This window comes from Flavobacterium sp. MK4S-17, assembly GCF_009848495.1.
GTDB lineage: Bacteria > Bacteroidota > Bacteroidia > Flavobacteriales > Flavobacteriaceae > Flavobacterium.
Genome location: NZ_WWEP01000031.1, coordinates 1 through 19,724 on the forward strand (window position 1 = coordinate 1; position 19,724 = coordinate 19,724).

Here is a 19,724-nt window from a genome sequence, read left to right on the forward strand (position 1 = left end):
ACCGCTTTTCCAAATTTATTTCAGGGGTTTTTTTAATGTTTTTTTATCCCGAAAAATAAACCGTTGAAAACTACAGCTTTGCAAATGAAAAAAATTTGAACTTTAGTCGGCAAAACTAATATTATACAAACTTTGTCAAATGTTGCATTACTATAATTAACAAATTATATTTACAATCCTTATAACATAATATGAATTAGAAAACCAATTAAAATGACAATATGAATATATCAGTAAAAAAAGGAGTAACTCAACTGGTTTTCGGTATGAAACAAAAAGATGTTGAAGATTTATATAATTTACCTGACAGGCAGTATAAAGACGATGACGGCAATATAATATACCTGTATAATGCTAAAAAGATGCGGCTAACGTTTTATGCCGACGAAGATTACAGGCTTGGCTATATAATAGCTTCGCATCCTGAGCTTGAAATATTTTCAGAAAAAATAATAGGGCGTAAATGGGAGTTGGTTAGCAGCATTGCCAAAAACAAAGGCATTAAAGATTTTGAAAAAGAAACCTTTGACAGTGTTGACAGCTATTTTAATGAAAGCAACTGGATCATTTTTCAGGTAGAGTTTGGTGAGGTGCTGCGCGTAGAGCTTGGTGCAATTATAAATAATAAGACTGATGAATTTGAGTGGCAATTCAAATAACATAATTGCAGCAATAAAAAAAGGGCATCATTATGATGCCCTTTTTTATTATTTGCCTGCCGGCATGCTTTCCAGCATTTCAAGTTCAAAAATAAGGTTGCTGTTTGGCGGTATCATGCCCCGCCCGGCTCCCCTTTCTCCATAGCCAAGGTGCGATGGAATAAATATTATGGCCTTATCACCTACAGCCATTTGCTCCAGTCCTTCTATAAAGCCCGGTATCATTCCAGATTTTGTACCCGCTTTAAAAGGTATAGGCACATAAGCCCCGGCAGCATCCTTTTGTGGAATATAATTGCCAAAGGCTTTTGCCACGCCAGCATCACTGGAGTCAAATAAGGTAGCGGTGCCATTATCAAGGTAGCCTGAATAATCTATATATACTTCGCTGCCCGGTATAGGCTTTTTCCCTGAACCTTTTTCTGTTATCACATACATAAGCCCTGAAGGTGTTTTGGTTGCAGCAGCTTTCATTTTATCAAAATAAGCTATTTTATCAGCTTTATTTTTAGCCAGTTCATCAGCTGCTTTTTTTTGCTCGGCAGCCGCTTTTTCATAATATTCACGAAATACTTTTGGAGCATTAAATTTTTTAGCCTCCTTGCCAACACGGATAATTTTTACCGTTTTTATATCATCCCCCTGCTCTATCTGGTTTACTACATCCTGCCCTTCAACCACGTGGCCAAAAACAGTATGCAGCCCATCGAGGTGTGGTGTAGGGTTATGCGTTATAAAAAACTGGCTGCCATTGGTAGCAGGCCCGGCATTAGCCATAGAGAGCACACCTGCCTTATCGTGCTTTAAATCTGTAATTTCATCAGCAAATTTATAACCGGGGCCGCCGGAGCCATCTCCGTTAGGATCGCCACCCTGTATCATAAAGTTTTTAATTACACGGTGAAATTTAAGCCCGTCATAAAATGGTTTTCCTTTAAATTGTTTATCTACCATTTCATTTTTCCCTTCGGCAAGGGTAATAAAGTTTGCCACTGTAAGCGGTGTTTTTTTGTATTCAAGCTCAAGCAGGATTTTACCTTTATTGGTTTCTATCTCTGCATAAAGCCCATCTGCCGGCGGTACATCTGAAGCAGATTTTGTAACTGAGTTACATGAAAAAAACAAAGCGATAAAGCTTATTAAAAAACTTGTCATTGGTTTCATTATATTAATTAATTATCAGCTCTTTTTATTGTTTACCTCACTTTCGGGTTTTATATCGTTAAGTGTTACAGTGCATATAAGCGGCTGGTTAATGCCGATTTTGTTGTCATCACCATGATAACCAAAGCCCATGTGAGAGGGAAACAGGAAGGTTACTTTTTCGCCTTCGTTCATTAGTTTAATGCCATCCCTTAATCCCATCATTATATTTTGCTTATCTACATAATATACCTGCGGGCGCAGCTCAACTTCACTGTAAATTACATTCCCTTTTATATCCTTAATTTCATAATCAAAAAAGGCAACATCGCCTCTTTTCGGCCTTATGGAATCCAATTTATTTTCTACCTGGTAATAATACCAGTAGCCCTTATCTGAAGCATGGTACTTAATACCAGGATTGCTCTTAATAATGGAATCTATCTGCTGCTCCTCATTTGCAATCAGCTTTTTATTGCGCTCTACAGACTCATTCATAAAAGTACCCGATGTGTGCGATACCGGTTTCCTTGCCTGCTGCCGGGAACACGCCGAAACGAGAACCAATACCGGCAACACCACCAGCAATAACTTCATTTTATTCATCTCATTCAATTTTAGTGTGCGCTAAAGTAGCAATAAATTTTTGTATGGTGGCTTCCAGTGTGTCAGTAGATTTGCCGCCTGCTGCATTAATATGCCCGCCACCGTTAAAATGCTCCCTTGCATACTGGTTAACATCAAAATCTCCTTTGGATCGGAACGATATTTTTATAATGCCTTCTTCTTTATTTTCAGTAAAAAAGGCAGTAAAAACAATATCTTTCATGCTTAAACCATAATTTACAATCCCCTCGGTATCTCCCTTGCTATGCCCAAAAGAATTAAGCTCTTCCTGGCTAAGATAGGTGTAGGATGTATTATAGGCCGGCAATACTTTCATATTCTGCAAAGCCCTTGCCAAAATTTGTATCCTGTTATGCGAATGATTATCAAAAAGGAGGCTGTGTATCTGGCTGTTATCAATCCCCTTATCAATAAACTCTGCCACTATACGGTGTGTAGTACCTGTAGTGGAAGGATAGCGGAAAGAACCGGAGTCGGTAACAATACCCGTATATAAACAGGTTCCGATAGTTTTATCAATTTTATCCTGAAAGCCCATCCCTTTTATAAAATGATAAATCATTTCGCAGGTTGAACCATAAGAAGTATCAGAAAAAATATATTTTGCATAATCACCAGGTTTTTGGTGATGATCTATCATTATAAAAACACCATCCACTTTTTTAAGTGCCGCTTCCATTAAGTCGCCGGTACGGCTCAGCACATTAAAATCAAGCGTAAAAATAATTTCGGCATCATTTAGTATTTTTTCTGCTGCCTCTGTCTGCTTTTCAAAAACAACTATTTTTCCTGCATCCGGCATCCATCCTAAAAAATCGGGATAATCATTTGGGGATATAACTGTTACATTATGCCCTGTTTTAGTAAGGAAGTGGTATAATCCTAATGATGAGCCAATAGCATCACCATCGGGGTTTCTGTGGGTTGTAATTACAATTTTTTTTGGTGAGGACAATAATGCTTTTACTGCCTCACTATCTTGAGGTTTCATCATTTTGCGAATTTACATCTTTTTCCTTTATACAGGTGTAGTGTTTAAAAGCAAAAAGAGAGCCAAAAATAACGCATAAACAATATATGTATTTACAGTTAATTAAACTTTAAGGATTGCAGGCTCCGGGAAATATCAAAATATAACCCTTTAACGTTATAGGAATTATCTTTTAATGACAGATAATCATATTTAAAATCTATCAGTTCCTGCCTGCCGCCAAACTCAAAACCCAGCACTCCAAGCATTTCATATTCATTAATAGTATTGATTACATAAAAGCTGCTTTGTTGTGTAATACCATCGCCTGAACTTGTTATAGCATCTATAATCATGGCTGACTGCTTCATTTCATCCGATGCTTCTTTATAGCGTTGCAGTTCCTTTAAGCAAAATATACGATATTCCTTCATCCTTAACCTGAACGGATAGCTTTCCAGCACCTGGGCAGAATACTTAAGTATCAATTCAAGGTCTTTCCTGTCGGCGTTATTTTTTTGTAACAACTGGTTTAATTTTTCCTCAGCCTTTGTAACACTATAAGGTTTATAATTGCTGCTGAAAGAATAACCGTAATACAAATGCCTTTTTTCATTTAATGTAAGGGTACTGTCCGCCCGCTTATACCTTTCGAAAAGATTGTCAAAATACAGTGGGGATTTTTTATTCTTCACATTTTTCTCAATGCTGTTATAGTCAGGCGGTTCAGTGCCTTTATTTTGCGGCCGTGCAGTAACCCCCAATAGTAACAATATGATACACAGCTTTTTCATTCTTTTTTAGTTTGGATAAATTAAAGATAATTAAAATACTGCTGCCCGGTTATAATTTTATGTTATTTAATAGTGTATCAAAATCAGGTTTTCATTTCCCGATTTTATATCTATTTTTGCACATGCAACACAACGTACTTATTTTAGACTTCGGTTCGCAATACACACAACTTATTGCGCGAAGGGTTCGCGAGTTAAATATTTTCTGCGAAATTTTCCCTTACAACCATATTCCGGCTGACCTTTCATTATACAAAGCCGTTATTTTATCAGGCAGCCCTTTTTCAGTAAGGGCTGAAAATGCCCCACATCCCGACTTATCGCAAATCCGTGGAAAAATGCCTTTACTGGCAGTGTGTTATGGCGCACAATACCTTGCACATTTTCACGGAGGTGAAGTTGCCCCGAGTAACATTCGGGAATACGGAAGGGCAAACCTTGCCTATATTAAGGATGGTGAACCTTTTTTTGAAGGTGTAACAGCAGCCAGCCAGGTTTGGATGAGCCATAGCGATACAATTAAACAGTTACCCAATAATGCCGTAAGGCTTGCAAGCACTAAGGATGTAGAAAATGCCGCATACAGGATTGAGGGTGAAGACACCTATGCCATACAGTTTCATCCTGAAGTTTACCATTCTACAGATGGAAAACAAATGCTGGAAAATTTCCTTGTAAAAATAGCCGAGGTTCCGCAAAACTTTACCCCTGACACCTTTGTTGAGGATATAGTTGAGGAGCTAAAGGTAAAACTGCAAAACGACAAGGTTGTACTGGGCCTTTCGGGCGGGGTTGACTCTACCGTAGCCGCAGTGCTGTTAAATAAGGCTATAGGCAATAACCTTTACTGCATTTTTGTAAATAACGGGCTGCTGCGCAAAGATGAATTTGAAAATGTGCTGCACCAATATAAAGATATGGGGCTTAATGTTAAAGGAGTTGATGCTTCTGACCGTTTCCTGTCGCAACTGGCAGGAATAGAAGACCCCGAAATAAAAAGAAAAACTATAGGGCGTGTATTTATAGAAGTTTTTGATGATGAAGCCCACCAGCTAACCGATGTTAAATGGCTGGCACAGGGTACTATTTACCCCGATGTTATTGAATCGGTATCAGTAAAAGGGCCTTCCGCAACAATAAAATCACACCATAATGTAGGCGGCCTGCCTGATTTTATGAAGTTGCAGGTGGTTGAGCCTTTGCGCATGCTTTTTAAAGATGAAGTGCGTCGGGTGGGCGCCACTTTAGGTATTGACCCTGAGCTTTTAGGCAGACACCCTTTCCCGGGGCCCGGCCTTTCGATAAGGATATTAGGAGACATTACGCCTGAAAAAGTAAGAATATTGCAGGAGGTTGACCATATATTTATACAGGGGCTAAAAGACCATAGACTATATGATAAAGTATGGCAGGCCGGTGCAATATTATTACCTGTAAACAGTGTGGGGGTTATGGGTGATGAACGTACATATGAAAAAGTAGTAGCCCTGCGTGCTGTAGAATCTACTGATGGCATGACAGCCGACTGGGTTCACCTGCCCTATGATTTTTTAATGAAGGTTTCCAATGAAATTATAAATAAAGTAAAAGGTGTTAACAGGGTGGTATATGATATTAGTTCTAAACCACCTGCCACCATTGAGTGGGAGTAATAAAAAAAGGCTGGGTTTGAACCAGCCTTTTTTTATTATTGTTACTCCTATATAATAGGGTTATCGTGCAGTTTAACCCGATTATTTTTCAGATTATCTATAAACTAGTTTAAAAACGGTTTTGGTATAGTTTTTTTTATATTTTTATGATACTTTTAACAGTCAAACTAACCCCAATTTGATATGAAAGCAAAATTACTTTTTACCTTTCTTTTAATTCTTTTAAATTACGCCCATTCATACAGTTACAGTATTATGCAACAGCAGCAAAAAACTGCAAGGGCCGCTACACACCGTGTTGCTTTGGGAGAAACCGTAGTACTCATCGCTAAAAAATATATGGTAACCCCGCATGATATTTATGAGCTGAACCCTGAGGCAGTAAATGGGTTAAGTGCAGGTATGATATTAAAAATACCTACCGATAAAAGTGTACAGGTAAGCGCCCCTGGCAGTACTGCAAACGAGCATAATAATTTTGCCTTATTAAACGACAGGGCAAAAAAAGCCGAACATGACACCTCAGCACAGGATGAAAATAATTATGTGAGCAGCGGAACGCAGCAGGATAACCCGAAAAACAGCAGCCTTACTACAGAGCATAATAAAGCTGTTCCATTAAATATAAGTACTGCACAGCAAACTGAAGATATTACCAAGGATGAAATGTATGCCAACCCGGCCGAAGTTACACATGATGTAATATCAGGGGAAACATTAACGGAGCTTGCAAGAAAATACAACACAACTATTGCAGCCATTACTAAGGCTAATGAAAAAGCATTAAGGCATGGCCTGCAAATTGGGCAGACCCTTACAATACCATCAGGGACAAACCCTTCGCCAGAGATGCTTGCAGCCGAAACAGGCGGAATAGTACATGATGTAGTTTCAGGTGAAACCCTAACAGGCTTGGCAAGAAAATATAACACGACTATTGAAGCAATTACCGATGCTAATGAAAAAACTTTGAGGCGTGGCCTGCAAATAGGACAACGTATAGTTATTCCTGCTGCTGCTGAAGGCCACCAAGACAGCAACATGACCGAGAATAGTACTGTTTTATCAACACAATCGGTTATGCATAAAGTAGAAAACGGTGAAACATTGACAGGGCTGGCAAGGAAATACAACACATCTATTGAAGCAATAACTGCCGAAAACAGCAACAAGCTAAAACGCGGCCTGCAGGCAGGGCAAACGCTTTCCATTACAATAAATAAGCAATAATGCTGTTATACCGTTACTGGTTTTAACGGAAAATTATAAGTAATAATAATACAACAAGCCGTTACAAAACTTACCTTTGTAGCGGCTTAATTATTAAATAGCTTTACAGTATGAAATACCTGATAGTGTTGTTTTTGGCTTTGACTGTATATACCAATGCCTACAGCCAGGATTATAAAAAGCATAAGGTTGAAAAAGGCGAAACCGTAACCGATATTGCCAAAAAATATAAAGTTACACCTTATGATATTTACAGGCTTAACCCCGACGCAAAAAACGGACTTAAGGAAAATACAGTTATACTTATCCCGTCAGCTTCAGGTAAAACAGCAATAACTGCCCCTGCAAAAGAGCAGCCCTCTAAAGTTGCCAATACCATACATGAAGTAAAAGCGAAGGAAACCCTGTACAGCCTTTCAAAAAAATATAATGTATCGGTTGAAGCTATTGAAAGTGCCAACAGTGAAGTTTTAAAAGAAGGCCTTAAAATTGGGCAAAGCATAATTATACCTATAACAGGAAGCCCCGTTACTGCTCAGGTTAAAGCCGCTGAGAAAGCTGATGCCCGCGAGGATGTTGATGCTTATATATACCACACAGTAAAAGAAGGTGAGACTAAATATTCCATAGCCCGTGATTATGGTATTACTCTGCAACTTCTTGAGGAACTAAACCCTGAAGTGAAAGATGTGCTTCCCCTTGGTTTCAATTTAAAACTTATAGATAAGCCGGCGGTAAAACAGGCAGTAAAAAATCCTGAATTTATAACTTATGTAGTACAGCCAAAAGAAACTTTTTACAGCCTTACCAAAGCTACAGGGTTAACAATGGAAAAAATTATTGCCCTTAACCCACACGCACAGGACGGGCTTAAAGAAGGAATGGAGCTAAAGCTCCCTGCAAATACTAAAGTTGAAACTGTTTACAATAAAACCTTAAATAACCTTATAAGTACAATTGACAGGGCTGAACCGAAGGAAATAGCCCTGCTCCTGCCCTTTAATCTTAACAGGGTAGAATCGGACACGTTACGTTCTCAGTTACTGCGCTCTGATAAGTTCCTTAATATTACACTTGATTTTTATGCCGGTGCCTTAATGGCTATTGATTCTGCAAAAGCGTTAGGGCTTCCTCTAAAGGTAAGGATAATGGACTCTAAAGAAACATCAAGGTCTTCTGATGTTGCCTCTCTGAAATCAGGTTTATATGCTGCTGATATGGTTATAGGCCCATTTTTTCAGAATAATGTGGAAACTACGGCAGCAATGCTTTCTGAAAAGAAAATACCTGTAATATCACCGCTTTCAAAAGATGCCAGCAAATCGCAATACAACAATCTTTTTCAGTCAGTACCGTCTCAGGAAACTGCTAAACTCGCGCTTATAGAATACCTTAAAAGCAAAAACGGCAATATAATAGCCATTGTAGATGCTAAAAAGAACAGTTCCAAAACATTTATAAAAAACAACATACCGCAAATATTATTCGCTCCGCTTAATGCTGACGGCACTATAAATGAAGCCTCCTTAAAAAGCCTTATGGTAAAAGACAGGACAAATTATATTATACTGGAAACAGAAAGTACAAGAATGATGGTAAATGCAACAAAAATGCTTGATGCAGCTTTAGCTGATTACCCCATACAGCTTGCCGTAATGGACAGGGTTGAGTTACTTGAAGACGATGAAGTGCCTTTACAAAGGCTTGTAAACTTAAAAATGCTGTATCCATCTGTAAACCGGGACAATATGTCGCCTGAGGCCATGCTATTTACTAAGTCTTTTAAAGATAAAAACGGGATAATGCCAAGCCAGTATGCCACCCGTGGATTTGATGTAACATTTGATGCCATATTACGCGTTTTCCAGCCGGAAAACATAAGCGAGGTTATGTTTACAAAAATTACTGAACAGGTAGATAATAAATTTTCATATGTTGTAAAAAATGGCAGCAACCTTAATGCAGGTGTTTACATTTTATATTATGATGAAGATTACGGAATTAAACAAGCACAATAATATGACTTCAAAGGTAACTTACCTCGGCGATTTAAGGACAACATCAACCCACCTACATTCCAATACAGAGATTATTACAGATGCTCCTTTGGATAACAATGGTAAAGGAGAAGCCTTTTCACCAACCGATATGGTTGCAAATTCACTTGCTACCTGCATTTTTACAATTATGGGTATTAAAGCAAGGGATATGCGTATATCATTAGAGGGTTCAACTGCACAGGTTACTAAAGTAATGCAGGCTTCACCAAGAAAAATTTCAAGTATAGAAATTACATTTGATATGAAGTCAGAAGCTGATGAGAAGTCGCGGACAATACTGGAGCGTGTTGCAACAACCTGCCCCGTGTACCTGAGCCTTAACCCTGATATAAAAAAGGAAATTACTTTTAATTGGTAAATATAATTAGCCTAAAAAATACCTAGCACTAGGTATTTTTTTGATTTACAGGTATTTGTAGTTTTGAATAAACATTTTAATCATGAAAAAAACTACAAGCCTTTTATTATTTATCTTATTTTCTTTTTGTGCTGCTGCACAAACTACGAGATATGTTAGCCCTATAGGTAGCCCTACTGCTACAGGATTAAGCTGGGCAGAAGCCTCTACAAACCTGCAGGCTATGATAAATGCTTCTTCTGCCGGAGATTCCGTTTGGGTAGCTGCGGGTGCTTACTTTCCCTCAGATTTTAGTACGGATAATTATTATACTTTAAAAGAGGGGGTTAAAGTTTTTGGCGGCTTTCCTTTGGGAAACCCTGAATTTAATGACCGAGATTATACCGAAAATGAAACCATGCTGATTGGCAGTACTACTAGCGTAATACGTAATACTAACCTTACAGCAGCAACAGAGCTAGACGGCTTTACTATCAGAGATGGGTTTGCTAATGTAATTGGTAATTCTGAACCCGATCAAGATGATTTTCTAAATCCTCTCAACAGGGGTGGCGGTATGTATAATGACAACAGTTCGCCTACATTGCGAAACATTATTTTCAAAGAAAACACTGCAATATATGGTGGTGCCTTATATAATTATAGCTCTTCACCAACGCTTACAAATGTAACTTTTCAGGAAAATGTGGCTTATGAGGGAGGGGCTGTATATAACCTTAACAATCCTAATTTTAATATCTCTGCACCGCAGTTTAGCAATTGCAGTTTTAATAATAATACCGCTTCATCAAACGGGGGGGCTATCACTTCAAGGGGAGGAACTCAAATAAACTTATCATTATGTACATTAACAAATAATCTGGCTGTTTCAGGAGGAGCAATAATAGTAGACGCTAATGCCAAAGCGATAATAACCAATTGCACAATTAGTTTTAATAATGCTACCGGCAGCTTTGGGGGCGGTGCTATTTGTTCCCTAAATAGCGTTTTAAATATTACTGAAAGCACATTTACAAGTAACACGGTTAATAATAGTTCTTATGGTGGAGGAGCTATTATGGTAGGAGGTGGAAACTCTACAGCATCTACTATAAATAATGTAACTTTTACTAATAATTCTGCAGTTGGGGCTTTAAATGGCGGGGCCATATTTGTAATACTGATGGGTGATGGCACTAAAGCTCCTATAGTAGAAAATTGTGCATTCATTAATAATATTGCTGCTAATGGAGGTGGTATTGCTCTTGAACAAATAGCCGCATCTGAAGGTGCAAGAATAAAAAATTCAACTTTTTATAATAATGTCGCTTCACAGTCTAATAGTGGTGGAGGTGCTATTTATAATGCTCTTTCAACCGGAAATTACATTTATAATTGTTTATTTAATACTAATTACGGACAATTTGGAGGTGCTATATTAAATTTCAATGCTTCATCTGTAATAATAGCAAATAGTAGTTTTACAGGAAATTCAGCAGCAGTTGCCGGTAATACAATTGCTAACGGAAATAATTCAACTGCACAAATATACAATTCAATAACTACCGAACAATCTCCTATATATAATCAAAGTGCTTCAAATATAACTACTTTTTACAATTGCATAGTTATGGGAAGCGGGGGCAGTGCCAACTGGAATAGTAATTTTGGTACTGATGGCGGTAATAATATTGATGCAGATCCTATGTTTAACAATATTCAATTGGGTGACTACAGCCTTCAATATGGTTCTCCGGGTATAGAAGCAGGAAATGTAAGTTATTACCCAGGATTGTTTACCGACACTGATTTAGCCGGAAATGCAAGGTTTGATAATGCTACTATTGACATTGGTGCTTACGAATACCAGTTCAATATGGGAATTGATGAGAACAAAATAAACAAAAACAGCCTTGTAATATACCCCAATCCTGTTAAAGATATAATGAATATAAAAACTGATACAGAAATACAAGCAATTGAAATTTATAACACATTAGGTCAGCTTATAAAGCATTTTGATCTCCATTCACTACAGGAAACAGTGGTTAATATAAAAGATCTTCAAAGTGGGAACTATTTAATAACGGTGATTACAGATAATGGCAAAATAACAAAGCAGATTATAAAACAATAATTTTTTGAGTTAGTTGTAACAAAAAGGCTTCTTGTGAAGCCTTTTTTATTGTATTTCAATTTCAACCCGCCGGTTTGCCACCCGCTCGTCTTCTGATTTTTCAGGCAAAGAATATATTGGCCTTGTACTGCCAAAACTTTTGTATGACAGCCTGCTTTTATCAATACCGTTAAGGATAAGGAAATTATACACCGCCATAGCCCTTTTTAATGAAATTTGGTTTTGCTCTACCTGCTGGCAGCAGATATGGCCCTGTACCTGTATTTTTAATTCAGGGGTTTCTTTTAATACTTTCAGCAACTCCTCCAATACAGGTTTTGATTTAGGCAGTACAACATCAGAATTATTGTAAAAATAAAGATTAGGAAGTTTTAGTTTGTCTCCTTTTTTAGCCTCTTTAACAGCCTTTTCAAAAGCACTCTCCTGTTTTACAACAGTATAGTGTATTATCGCCTTCCTGTTTTTTGCCATATTGGATGATAGCGGGAAATCTTCACCAAAACCTTTAATATCAAGGCTGTCAACAGTAGCTATGCCATTTTTTTCCAACTGTTGTAACACATATTCCGCCCTCCGTTCAGAAAGGTCTATATTATAATAAAAGTTACCTGTACTATCGGCATAGCCATATATTTTTTCAACTAGAGCATTTTTGTTATCGGCTATCCACCTCGATAAATTGTATGATGATGTATTGTTAACCTCATCAATATCAAAGTCAAAATACACTGTAAAAGTATTTTGGGCTTTTACTGAAAAACAAAAAAATAATGCAAGCAGGTAAATGTATCTCATAAAAGTAAGGTTAGTCAAAATGATAACGCCAAACAGAATTTAATAGTATAAAAAAGCCTGCCGTATTACGGCAGGCTGCTCAAAATAATTTTATAATAAATATTACCTGGTAAATAATAATTCCCTGTACTTGGTAAGAGTCCATATTTCATCATCAACAAGCAATTCCAGCTTATCGCAATGGTTTCTTATTATATCAAAATAAGGCTTTACCTTATCACAATAGGCGTGTGCCATAGCTTCGGCATTATCAAGTGTGTTTGCTTTTTTACGCTCTTCGGTCATTTCCTCTACCTTTGAGTTTATGGTGGCTATATGTTCAGATATTTCCTTTATAAGTGTAATCTGTTCCCTGCCAATATTCTCATAGTCGCTGCCAAAAATCTCTTTAAGCCCTTTTACGTTTTCAATAAGTACATTTTGGTAACGTATAGCAGTAGGTATAACGTGGTTGCGGGCAATATCGCCAAGCACTCTTCCTTCTATCTGGATTTTTTTGGCATATTCCTCAAGTTCAATTTCATAGCGCGCCTCCATTTCCACATGGTTCATAACTCCAAGTTCCTCAAATAATGCAAGCGATTCTTTAGAAACCTTTGCCTTAAGTGCTTTAGGTGTTGTTTTATGGTTGCTCAATCCTCTTTTTTCCGCTTCCTGCTCCCACTCTTCACTATAGCCGTCTCCTTCAAAAAGAATATTCTTGGTTTCTTTTATATATTCACGAAGTATGTTGAATATGGCATCATCCTTTTTCATGCTTTTGCTTTCAATAAGCGCATCAACTTCTTTCTTAAAGTCGCGCAGCTGCTTGGCAACTATAGCATTTAATATAGTCATGGCATTGGCGCAGTTTGCACTGGAGCCCACAGCCCTGAATTCAAATTTATTTCCGGTAAATGCAAAAGGCGAAGTCCTGTTCCTGTCAGTATTATCAAGCAATACATCTGGAATTTTACCTACAACATTAAGCTTAAGGTCGGTTTTTTCTTCCGGTGACAGTTTGCCGTTTGAAACTCCTTCAAGTTCTTCCAGTACTTTGGTAAGCTGTTGTCCTATAAATACAGATATAATAGCAGGCGGTGCCTCATTAGCTCCAAGCCTGTGGTCGTTTGATGCTGTTGCTATAGATGCCCTTAGCAACTGCTCATGTTTATAAACCGCTTTAATGGTATTTATAAAAAATGTAAGGAACTGAAGGTTGCTCATAGGTGTTTTGCCCGGGCCTAAAAGATTAACACCTGTATCTGTAGCCATGGACCAGTTGTTATGCTTACCGGAACCGTTAACACCCTTAAATGGCTTTTCGTGTATGAGGACTTTAAAGTCATGGCGTTCGGCAACCTTTTGCATAACATCCATAATTAGTGAATTATGGTCTACAGCAAGGTTTGCTTCCTCAAATATAGGTGCAAGTTCAAACTGGTTAGGCGCAACCTCATTATGGCGGGTTTTTACCGGAATACCCAATAACATACACTCGTTTTCAAGGTCTCTCATATAGTTAAGTACCCTTGTTGGGATTGAACCAAAGTAATGGTCTTCCAACTGCTGCCCTTTAGCCGAAGTATGCCCTAAAAGGGTACGGCCGGTAAGGATAATATCGGGCCTTGTATTAGCAAGTGCAGAGTCTATAAGGAAATATTCCTGCTCCCACCCTAAAGTGGCAGTTACCTTTTTTACATTTTTATCAAAATAGCGGCAAACATCTGTAGCAGCTTCATCTACGGCTGCAAGTGCCCTTAAAAGTGGTGCTTTATAATCCAGTGCTTCACCTGTATAAGAAACAAACACCGTAGGTATGCAAAGTGTAGTTCCAAATATAAAAGCAGGAGAAGTAGGATCCCATGCTGTGTAACCCCTCGCTTCAAAAGTATTCCTTATACCGCCGTTAGGGAAACTTGACGCATCTGGTTCCTGCTGCACAAGCTGGCTCCCGCCAAATTTTTCTACCGGGTCGCTGCCATCAAATGAAGTTTCGAAAAAAGCATCATGCTTTTCGGCTGTAGATCCTGTAAGTGGCTGAAACCAGTGGGTATAATGTGTAACACCTTTTGAAAGTGCCCATTCTTTCATACCCATTGCTATATAATCTGCCAGTTTCCTGTCAATTTTAGTTCCATGCTGCACTGCACTTTTTACTGCCTGATATGCTTCAGGAGTTAAAAACTGGCGCATTGCCTTATCGTTAAACACATTACTACCGAAGATAATTGATTTTTTATCAAGCTCTTCAACTTTTACAGGCTTTCTGCCTGTGGCTTCTTTTACAGCCTGAAAACGAAATGTTGCCATGAAACAATAGTTATAGTTGTTATTAGTATTAAAAAACTTTGCAAATATATTATTTTTTTATTCTAAAAATAAGTTAGCCCTATTTTTTACAGGGCATAACATAATATTTTTAGTAAATATAAAATCACACCCCCTAAATAAATATCCTGTAGCAAACAAAAATGATATTTAAAGCCCTTATGGTAAAGATAACAAATTATAAATACCTTCTGATTACATATTCTTCAAAAAAAATCTTACAATTCCCGTTTTCGCCTTACAATTCCCAACAAACTGTTAACTGTGTTAAATATTATATAAGCAAATTGGCAAATGAGTATTGATTATATAATTTTAAGCTTTGTAATTAATAACCTAAATAAATAAGTATGAGAAATAAAAAATTAGTATTGGGAATTGCTGCGGGAGCAGCAGCCCTTGCAGGTGCCGCAGTATATGCTTACAGGAAAAGAGCGCAAAAAAGAGAATTTACCGATAGTGTAGAAGAAGCTAAACATAATATGAAAGGTAAACTGGACGAGTTAAAGCGTAAAGCCAAAAAAGAATACAAAAATTCTGAAGCCGATGTAAAATCTGCCATGAATGATGCAAAGCAACGGGCAAATGAATGGGTGAACCGGGCAAATGCCTAAAACCATAAAACTACATTAATAAAGTGTCATGAAAAATAAAAAACCTGTTGGTAAGAATTTAAAGAATTATACCAGCCTTATAGAACACCTTTCTTCCAAAACTGTACAACAAAATGAATTGGAAGTATTGCCGGAAATACTTTTTATTTCCACTTATCCGCCAAGGCAGTGTGGCATTGCCACTTACACGCAGGACCTTATCAAGGCACTGAATGACCATTATATGAATTCATTTTCATTACAGATATGCGCGCTGGAAAATGATAATGAAAAACATACTTATAATGATGAAGATGTAAAATATATTTTAAATACATCATCTCAGGAATCATATAAATCGCTTGCGCGCACTATTAATGAAGATGAGAATCTGAAAGCGGTGCTTATACAGCATGAGTTTGGACTTTTTGCGGAAAGCGTAGCGCATTTTAATGATTTTATAAACGCTATAGAAAAACCTGTAATGGTTGTTTTCCATACAGTACTTCCGGGCCCTAATGATGTACTAAGGGCTAACGTTCAGCATATACTTAACCGTGCCGATTCACTCATTGTAATGACTAACAATGCTGCGGATATACTTGTGTGCGATTATATTGTTGACAGGGATAAAATAAGCGTAATACCACACGGAACCCATTTTGTTCCCCATGTGGACAAAGATGAACTTAAAGCAAAATACGGTTTTGAAGGGCGTAAAATACTTTCAACTTTTGGTTTGCTAAGTTCAGGAAAAAGTATTGAAACCACACTGGATGCTCTGCCAAGCGTAGTTAAGGAAACTCCTGAAGCCTTATTTTTAATAATCGGGAAAACGCACCCTACTGTAGTGCTTAATGAAGGAGAGGCTTACCGTGATATGCTGGTAAATAAAATTGAAGAACTGGGGCTTAAGGAAAATGTAAAATTCATTAATAAATACGTCCCGCTTGAGGAATTGCTGGAATACCTGCAAATGACAGATATTTACCTGTTTACATCAAAAGACCCCAACCAGGCCGTTAGCGGTACATTTTCCTATGCACTTAGCTGTGGCTGCGCAATTGTATCCACACCTATTCCGCATGCCAGGGAAGTATTGGCGGGAGATACAGGCATAACTTTTGATTTTGGCGATTCGGAACAATTGGCTGAAGCCATTAATAAATTGCTTTTTGATGAGGAGCTAAGAAATGTAATGGTACTTAACGGGCTGCATAAAATTGTACACACAGCCTGGGAAAACTCGGCTGTGGCACATGCCAAGCTTATTCAAAAAACAGCAGGCAATGCTATAAAACTGCATTACAGGAATCCTGAAGTCAACCTTTCCCATATAAAAAGGATGACTACCGATTTTGGGATGCTGCAGTTTTCCCAACTGAACAAGCCGGATATACATTCAGGCTATACCCTTGATGATAATGCACGCGCACTGATAGCCATGTGCCAGCATTATAAACAATCAAGGGATAAAAATGACCTTGAGTATATAAATACCTACCTTAATTTTATTGGGTTTTGCCAGGGCAATGACGGGAGGTTTATGAACTATGTGGACATAAACAAAAACTTTACTGCCCAAAATAATAATGAAAACCTTGAAGATTCTTCAGGCCGTGCCATGTGGGCATTAGGCTATGTAATATCCTTATCCCCTATACTACCTGAAGAATTGGGCAAAAAAGCGGAGGCAATGTTTTTAAGGTCATTATCCCTCACAAAAAATATTTACTCAACAAGGGCAATGGCTTTTGTTATAAAAGGGTTGTATTATTATAACCGCCATGTTTCTGACGCTGATACATTAATATACATTAAAATGTTTGGCAGCCGCCTTGTACAAATGTATCGCCATGAGGCAGAAGATAACTGGAAATGGTTTGAAAGCTATTTAACATATGCCAACTCTGTATTGCCCGAAGCATTATTGTTATGCTATGCCATAACCGGTGATGAGGAATACAGGGATGTTGCTAAAGAGTCATTTGATTTCCTTTTATCTGTAATATTTAACGAAGGCTCTATTAACGTGGTTTCAAACAGGAGTTGGTATTTTAAAGGCAAAAGGCGTGAGCAGTTTGGCGAACAGCCAATAGATGTAGCCTATACCATTTTAGCTTTAAGAAAGTTTCATGATATTTTTAAGGAAGAAGAATATTTAAATAAAATGGAGATAGCATTTAACTGGTTTTTAGGCAACAACCATTTACAGCAGGTTATTTATAACCCCTGTACGGGAGGCTGCTTTGACGGGCTGGAAGAACACAGCGTAAACCTGAACCAGGGTGCTGAATCAACCGTAAGTTATTTAATGGCCCGATTAACTATTACCAAATACTTTGGCAATCCGGGAAATATATATTTCAGGAGAAAAAGCAAAGCTGCAAAAACTTCAGCTTTAAATTCGCTGAATTTTTAATACGTATCCAACTAAAATAAAAAGCCCGCTCGTTAGCGGGCTTTTTATTTATTTAAGTTTAGCTTATTATTCTATAACCTGAATTTCAGGAAGGCCTCCCCTTTCCCGGCTTAGTGCATTCATAACTGCCTCATAGTCGTTCACATTAACTGTGCTGGAAAAATAGCCCGGTACAATTACAATCCTGAATGTCTGGTTTTGTGTAAGCTCAGGTGTAAGCGCTAAATCATAAGTTGACTGAAGGTAAATATTTATGTCACTTTCTGTAAAATCAAATACATAATCAAGCTCACCCTCATCAAGGTAAAGCGTATGCGGTACCGACTGCCATATAGGTTTGTTACCGCTTAATCCAATCTGCCTGTAAACCAATACCACATCCGAAGAATAGATAGCAGGGTTTAAAGGCTGTACTATTGAATAACTGGGTGCAAGGAAATTTACATTAACCTGGAACACCTCGCTGATTGTATCGTTATCTACATTGTCATCATCGCTGCTGCACGACGATAGTGAAAACATTCCCACTGCTGCAAAAAGTAATAATATCTTTTTCATAATTTAAAGTTTTAAATGGTTTTATAAGTATATTTCAAAAACTGAACCAAAAAATTATTTATAGGAAAATATTTAAAATTTATTTTTATAATCTATTTTAAAACATTGATAATTAGTCATTTTTAACAATAAAATTAATTCCGCTATTATTATCAAGTTTTAAAATATACATTCCGTCTGCAAGATTAATAGTAGGAATAGTTGTAGTATTGAAATTTAAATTTCCCTGCTGTACAACCCTGCCCATCATATCTATAACATTATAAGTTAACGTTTTGGTATTCTCTTTTAAGTCAATGTATAATTTATCAGTGGCGGGATTTGGGTAAACACTTACTACCTCATCATAATGATAGGCAGCAACAGAAAGGCTTTCGATGTAAGGTTGCAGAAAGGCTTCCAGATTAAAACTATGCAGTTTAGGAGGAATGTTTACAAACGGTGGCTGTACAAAACGCTCATTGGTTATAAAATAATTTAGCCCGTTTATTGTACTTATACCTTCTGTCTGGTGAAAAGGCAGTGTAACGTTAATCTTTCTCTTATTACCTGTAAAGAAATCGCTGTCATTAAAATTAAAGTCGTATAATAAGAACAAAAACGGCTGTAACAAATTACTATAACCGCTTAATACTATTATTTTTTTACCCTCAGCATATGCCGCACCGGTTATTAAACCGTTTACGTTATAAGATGTTTGTAATTGTGCTGTATAATTTCCGGCAGTTTTTGGTAATGCATATACACTTGTCTGCCTGCTTACCCACTGTTTTGTGAACAGGTAAAGGCTGTCTCTATATGCTATAAAAGCCTCACAGTCAAAATCGGTACTGTTGCTTCCTGATGGCGAAAAGTCTGTTTGGTTAGAATAGGCAAAATTAATGATTTCCGGTTGGGCATTTCCTGATACCAGTCCTGCCTTACTGATTTTTAGTATTTTGAGGTTTGTCCTGTTACCATTGCTGTTATTACCAAAATCGCCAATATATACATAATCATCATCCTGGGTAATTTCTTCCCAATCCTGATTGGAAGCCCCCGTTGGATATTCAAATTCAATTACCCCTGTAATTGTATCTAAAGCATATAAATTACTGTCGGTATTATCATTATGGGTAAATAAATAATCGCCCCAATTGATGAGCCCTGAAGTTTCTTCCAGTTCGTTCGGCAGGTTTGCTGAATAATCGGGTGCTATGGCTGCAGGGGCATACATACAATTCCCATTATTAATCGTTGCGGCAGGATTATAATTAAGTGCAAGCGGATCTGTACACCCCGCAACCTGTGCCATGCACTGTACCGACATGATTAAAAATAAAAAGGTATAATAATAATTCTTTTTCATAGCTATTTTATTATCAGTGACATATATAAAATTACAAATCACACTATGGAATAGCTATGCTTTTAAGTTTCCTTTAAATCTTATTTATT

At 37.5% G+C, this 19,724-nt stretch carries 16 protein-coding genes; 8 read left to right on the plus strand and 8 right to left on the minus strand.

Annotation, left to right across the window (positions count from 1 at the left end; all coding sequences use genetic code 11):
• Positions 1-221: 221 nt before the first annotated feature.
• Positions 222-659: a hypothetical protein gene (locus GSF09_RS10300; RefSeq protein ID WP_159801051.1), complete on the plus strand. Its 438-nt coding sequence runs from the start codon at positions 222-224 to the stop codon at positions 657-659.
• A 48-nt stretch (positions 660-707) separates the two neighbouring features.
• Here GSF09_RS10300 and GSF09_RS10305 read toward each other — a convergent pair whose 3' ends face one another.
• The 4 genes from GSF09_RS10305 to GSF09_RS10320 form a co-directional block, all read right to left on the minus strand.
• A complete protein-coding gene (locus GSF09_RS10305) occupies positions 708-1,823 on the minus strand; it encodes a peptidylprolyl isomerase (protein WP_159801053.1) in 1,116 nt (371 codons plus the stop codon).
• A 15-nt stretch (positions 1,824-1,838) separates the two neighbouring features.
• Positions 1,839-2,408: a gliding motility-associated peptidyl-prolyl isomerase GldI gene (gene gldI, locus GSF09_RS10310; RefSeq protein ID WP_159801055.1), complete on the minus strand. Its 570-nt coding sequence runs from the start codon at positions 2,406-2,408 to the stop codon at positions 1,839-1,841.
• Between the two features lies 1 nt (position 2,409).
• A complete protein-coding gene (locus tag GSF09_RS10315; protein ID WP_201309351.1) occupies positions 2,410-3,423 on the minus strand; it encodes a bifunctional oligoribonuclease/PAP phosphatase NrnA in 1,014 nt (337 codons plus the stop codon).
• Between the two features lie 95 nt (positions 3,424-3,518).
• The gene (locus GSF09_RS10320) at positions 3,519-4,193 is read right to left on the minus strand and encodes a DUF4919 domain-containing protein (protein ID WP_159801057.1); all 675 of its coding nucleotides are present in this window, start codon (positions 4,191-4,193) and stop codon (positions 3,519-3,521) included.
• Between the two features lie 122 nt (positions 4,194-4,315).
• On the opposite strand from GSF09_RS10320, the gene guaA reads away from it, so the two are divergent.
• From guaA to GSF09_RS10345, 5 genes are all read left to right on the plus strand, one after another.
• The gene (gene guaA, locus GSF09_RS10325; RefSeq protein WP_159801059.1) at positions 4,316-5,845 is read left to right on the plus strand and encodes a glutamine-hydrolyzing GMP synthase; all 1,530 of its coding nucleotides are present in this window, start codon (positions 4,316-4,318) and stop codon (positions 5,843-5,845) included.
• A 183-nt stretch (positions 5,846-6,028) separates the two neighbouring features.
• Positions 6,029-7,075: a LysM peptidoglycan-binding domain-containing protein gene (locus tag GSF09_RS10330; RefSeq protein ID WP_159801061.1), complete on the plus strand. Its 1,047-nt coding sequence runs from the start codon at positions 6,029-6,031 to the stop codon at positions 7,073-7,075.
• 110 nt (positions 7,076-7,185) lie between these two features.
• Positions 7,186-9,093 (plus strand): LysM peptidoglycan-binding domain-containing protein, encoded by a 1,908-nt coding sequence (locus GSF09_RS10335; protein ID WP_159801063.1) that lies wholly within the window; start codon positions 7,186-7,188, stop codon positions 9,091-9,093.
• Between the two features lies 1 nt (position 9,094).
• Positions 9,095-9,493 (plus strand): OsmC family protein, encoded by a 399-nt coding sequence (locus tag GSF09_RS10340; RefSeq protein ID WP_159801125.1) that lies wholly within the window; start codon positions 9,095-9,097, stop codon positions 9,491-9,493.
• 82 nt (positions 9,494-9,575) lie between these two features.
• A complete protein-coding gene (locus GSF09_RS10345) occupies positions 9,576-11,609 on the plus strand; it encodes a T9SS type A sorting domain-containing protein (protein ID WP_159801065.1) in 2,034 nt (677 codons plus the stop codon).
• A gap of 45 nt (positions 11,610-11,654) precedes the next feature.
• Here GSF09_RS10345 and GSF09_RS10350 read toward each other — a convergent pair whose 3' ends face one another.
• The gene (locus tag GSF09_RS10350; RefSeq protein ID WP_159801067.1) at positions 11,655-12,404 is read right to left on the minus strand and encodes an OmpA family protein; all 750 of its coding nucleotides are present in this window, start codon (positions 12,402-12,404) and stop codon (positions 11,655-11,657) included.
• 102 nt (positions 12,405-12,506) lie between these two features.
• Positions 12,507-14,696, minus strand: a complete 2,190-nt coding sequence (locus GSF09_RS10355) for a glutamine synthetase III (protein WP_159801069.1) — start codon at positions 14,694-14,696, stop codon at positions 12,507-12,509.
• A gap of 368 nt (positions 14,697-15,064) precedes the next feature.
• Here GSF09_RS10355 and GSF09_RS10360 point away from each other — a divergent pair, with 368 nt between their 5' ends.
• Entirely contained in the window at positions 15,065-15,328 is a 264-nt protein-coding gene (locus tag GSF09_RS10360; protein WP_159801071.1) for a hypothetical protein, read from the plus strand.
• A 28-nt stretch (positions 15,329-15,356) separates the two neighbouring features.
• Complete coding sequence (locus tag GSF09_RS10365) at positions 15,357-17,729, plus strand: glycosyltransferase (RefSeq protein WP_159801073.1); 2,373 nt, start codon at positions 15,357-15,359, stop codon at positions 17,727-17,729.
• Positions 17,730-17,795: 66 nt separating this feature from the next.
• On the opposite strand, the gene GSF09_RS10370 is transcribed toward GSF09_RS10365, so the two are convergent.
• Together GSF09_RS10370 and GSF09_RS10375 are read right to left on the minus strand one after the other, a co-directional pair.
• Positions 17,796-18,287, minus strand: coding sequence for a hypothetical protein (locus GSF09_RS10370; RefSeq protein WP_159801075.1), 492 nt, complete (start codon positions 18,285-18,287; stop codon positions 17,796-17,798).
• 112 nt (positions 18,288-18,399) lie between these two features.
• The gene (locus tag GSF09_RS10375; protein WP_159801077.1) at positions 18,400-19,635 is read right to left on the minus strand and encodes a T9SS type A sorting domain-containing protein; all 1,236 of its coding nucleotides are present in this window, start codon (positions 19,633-19,635) and stop codon (positions 18,400-18,402) included.
• Between the last annotated feature and the right edge of the window lie 89 nt (positions 19,636-19,724).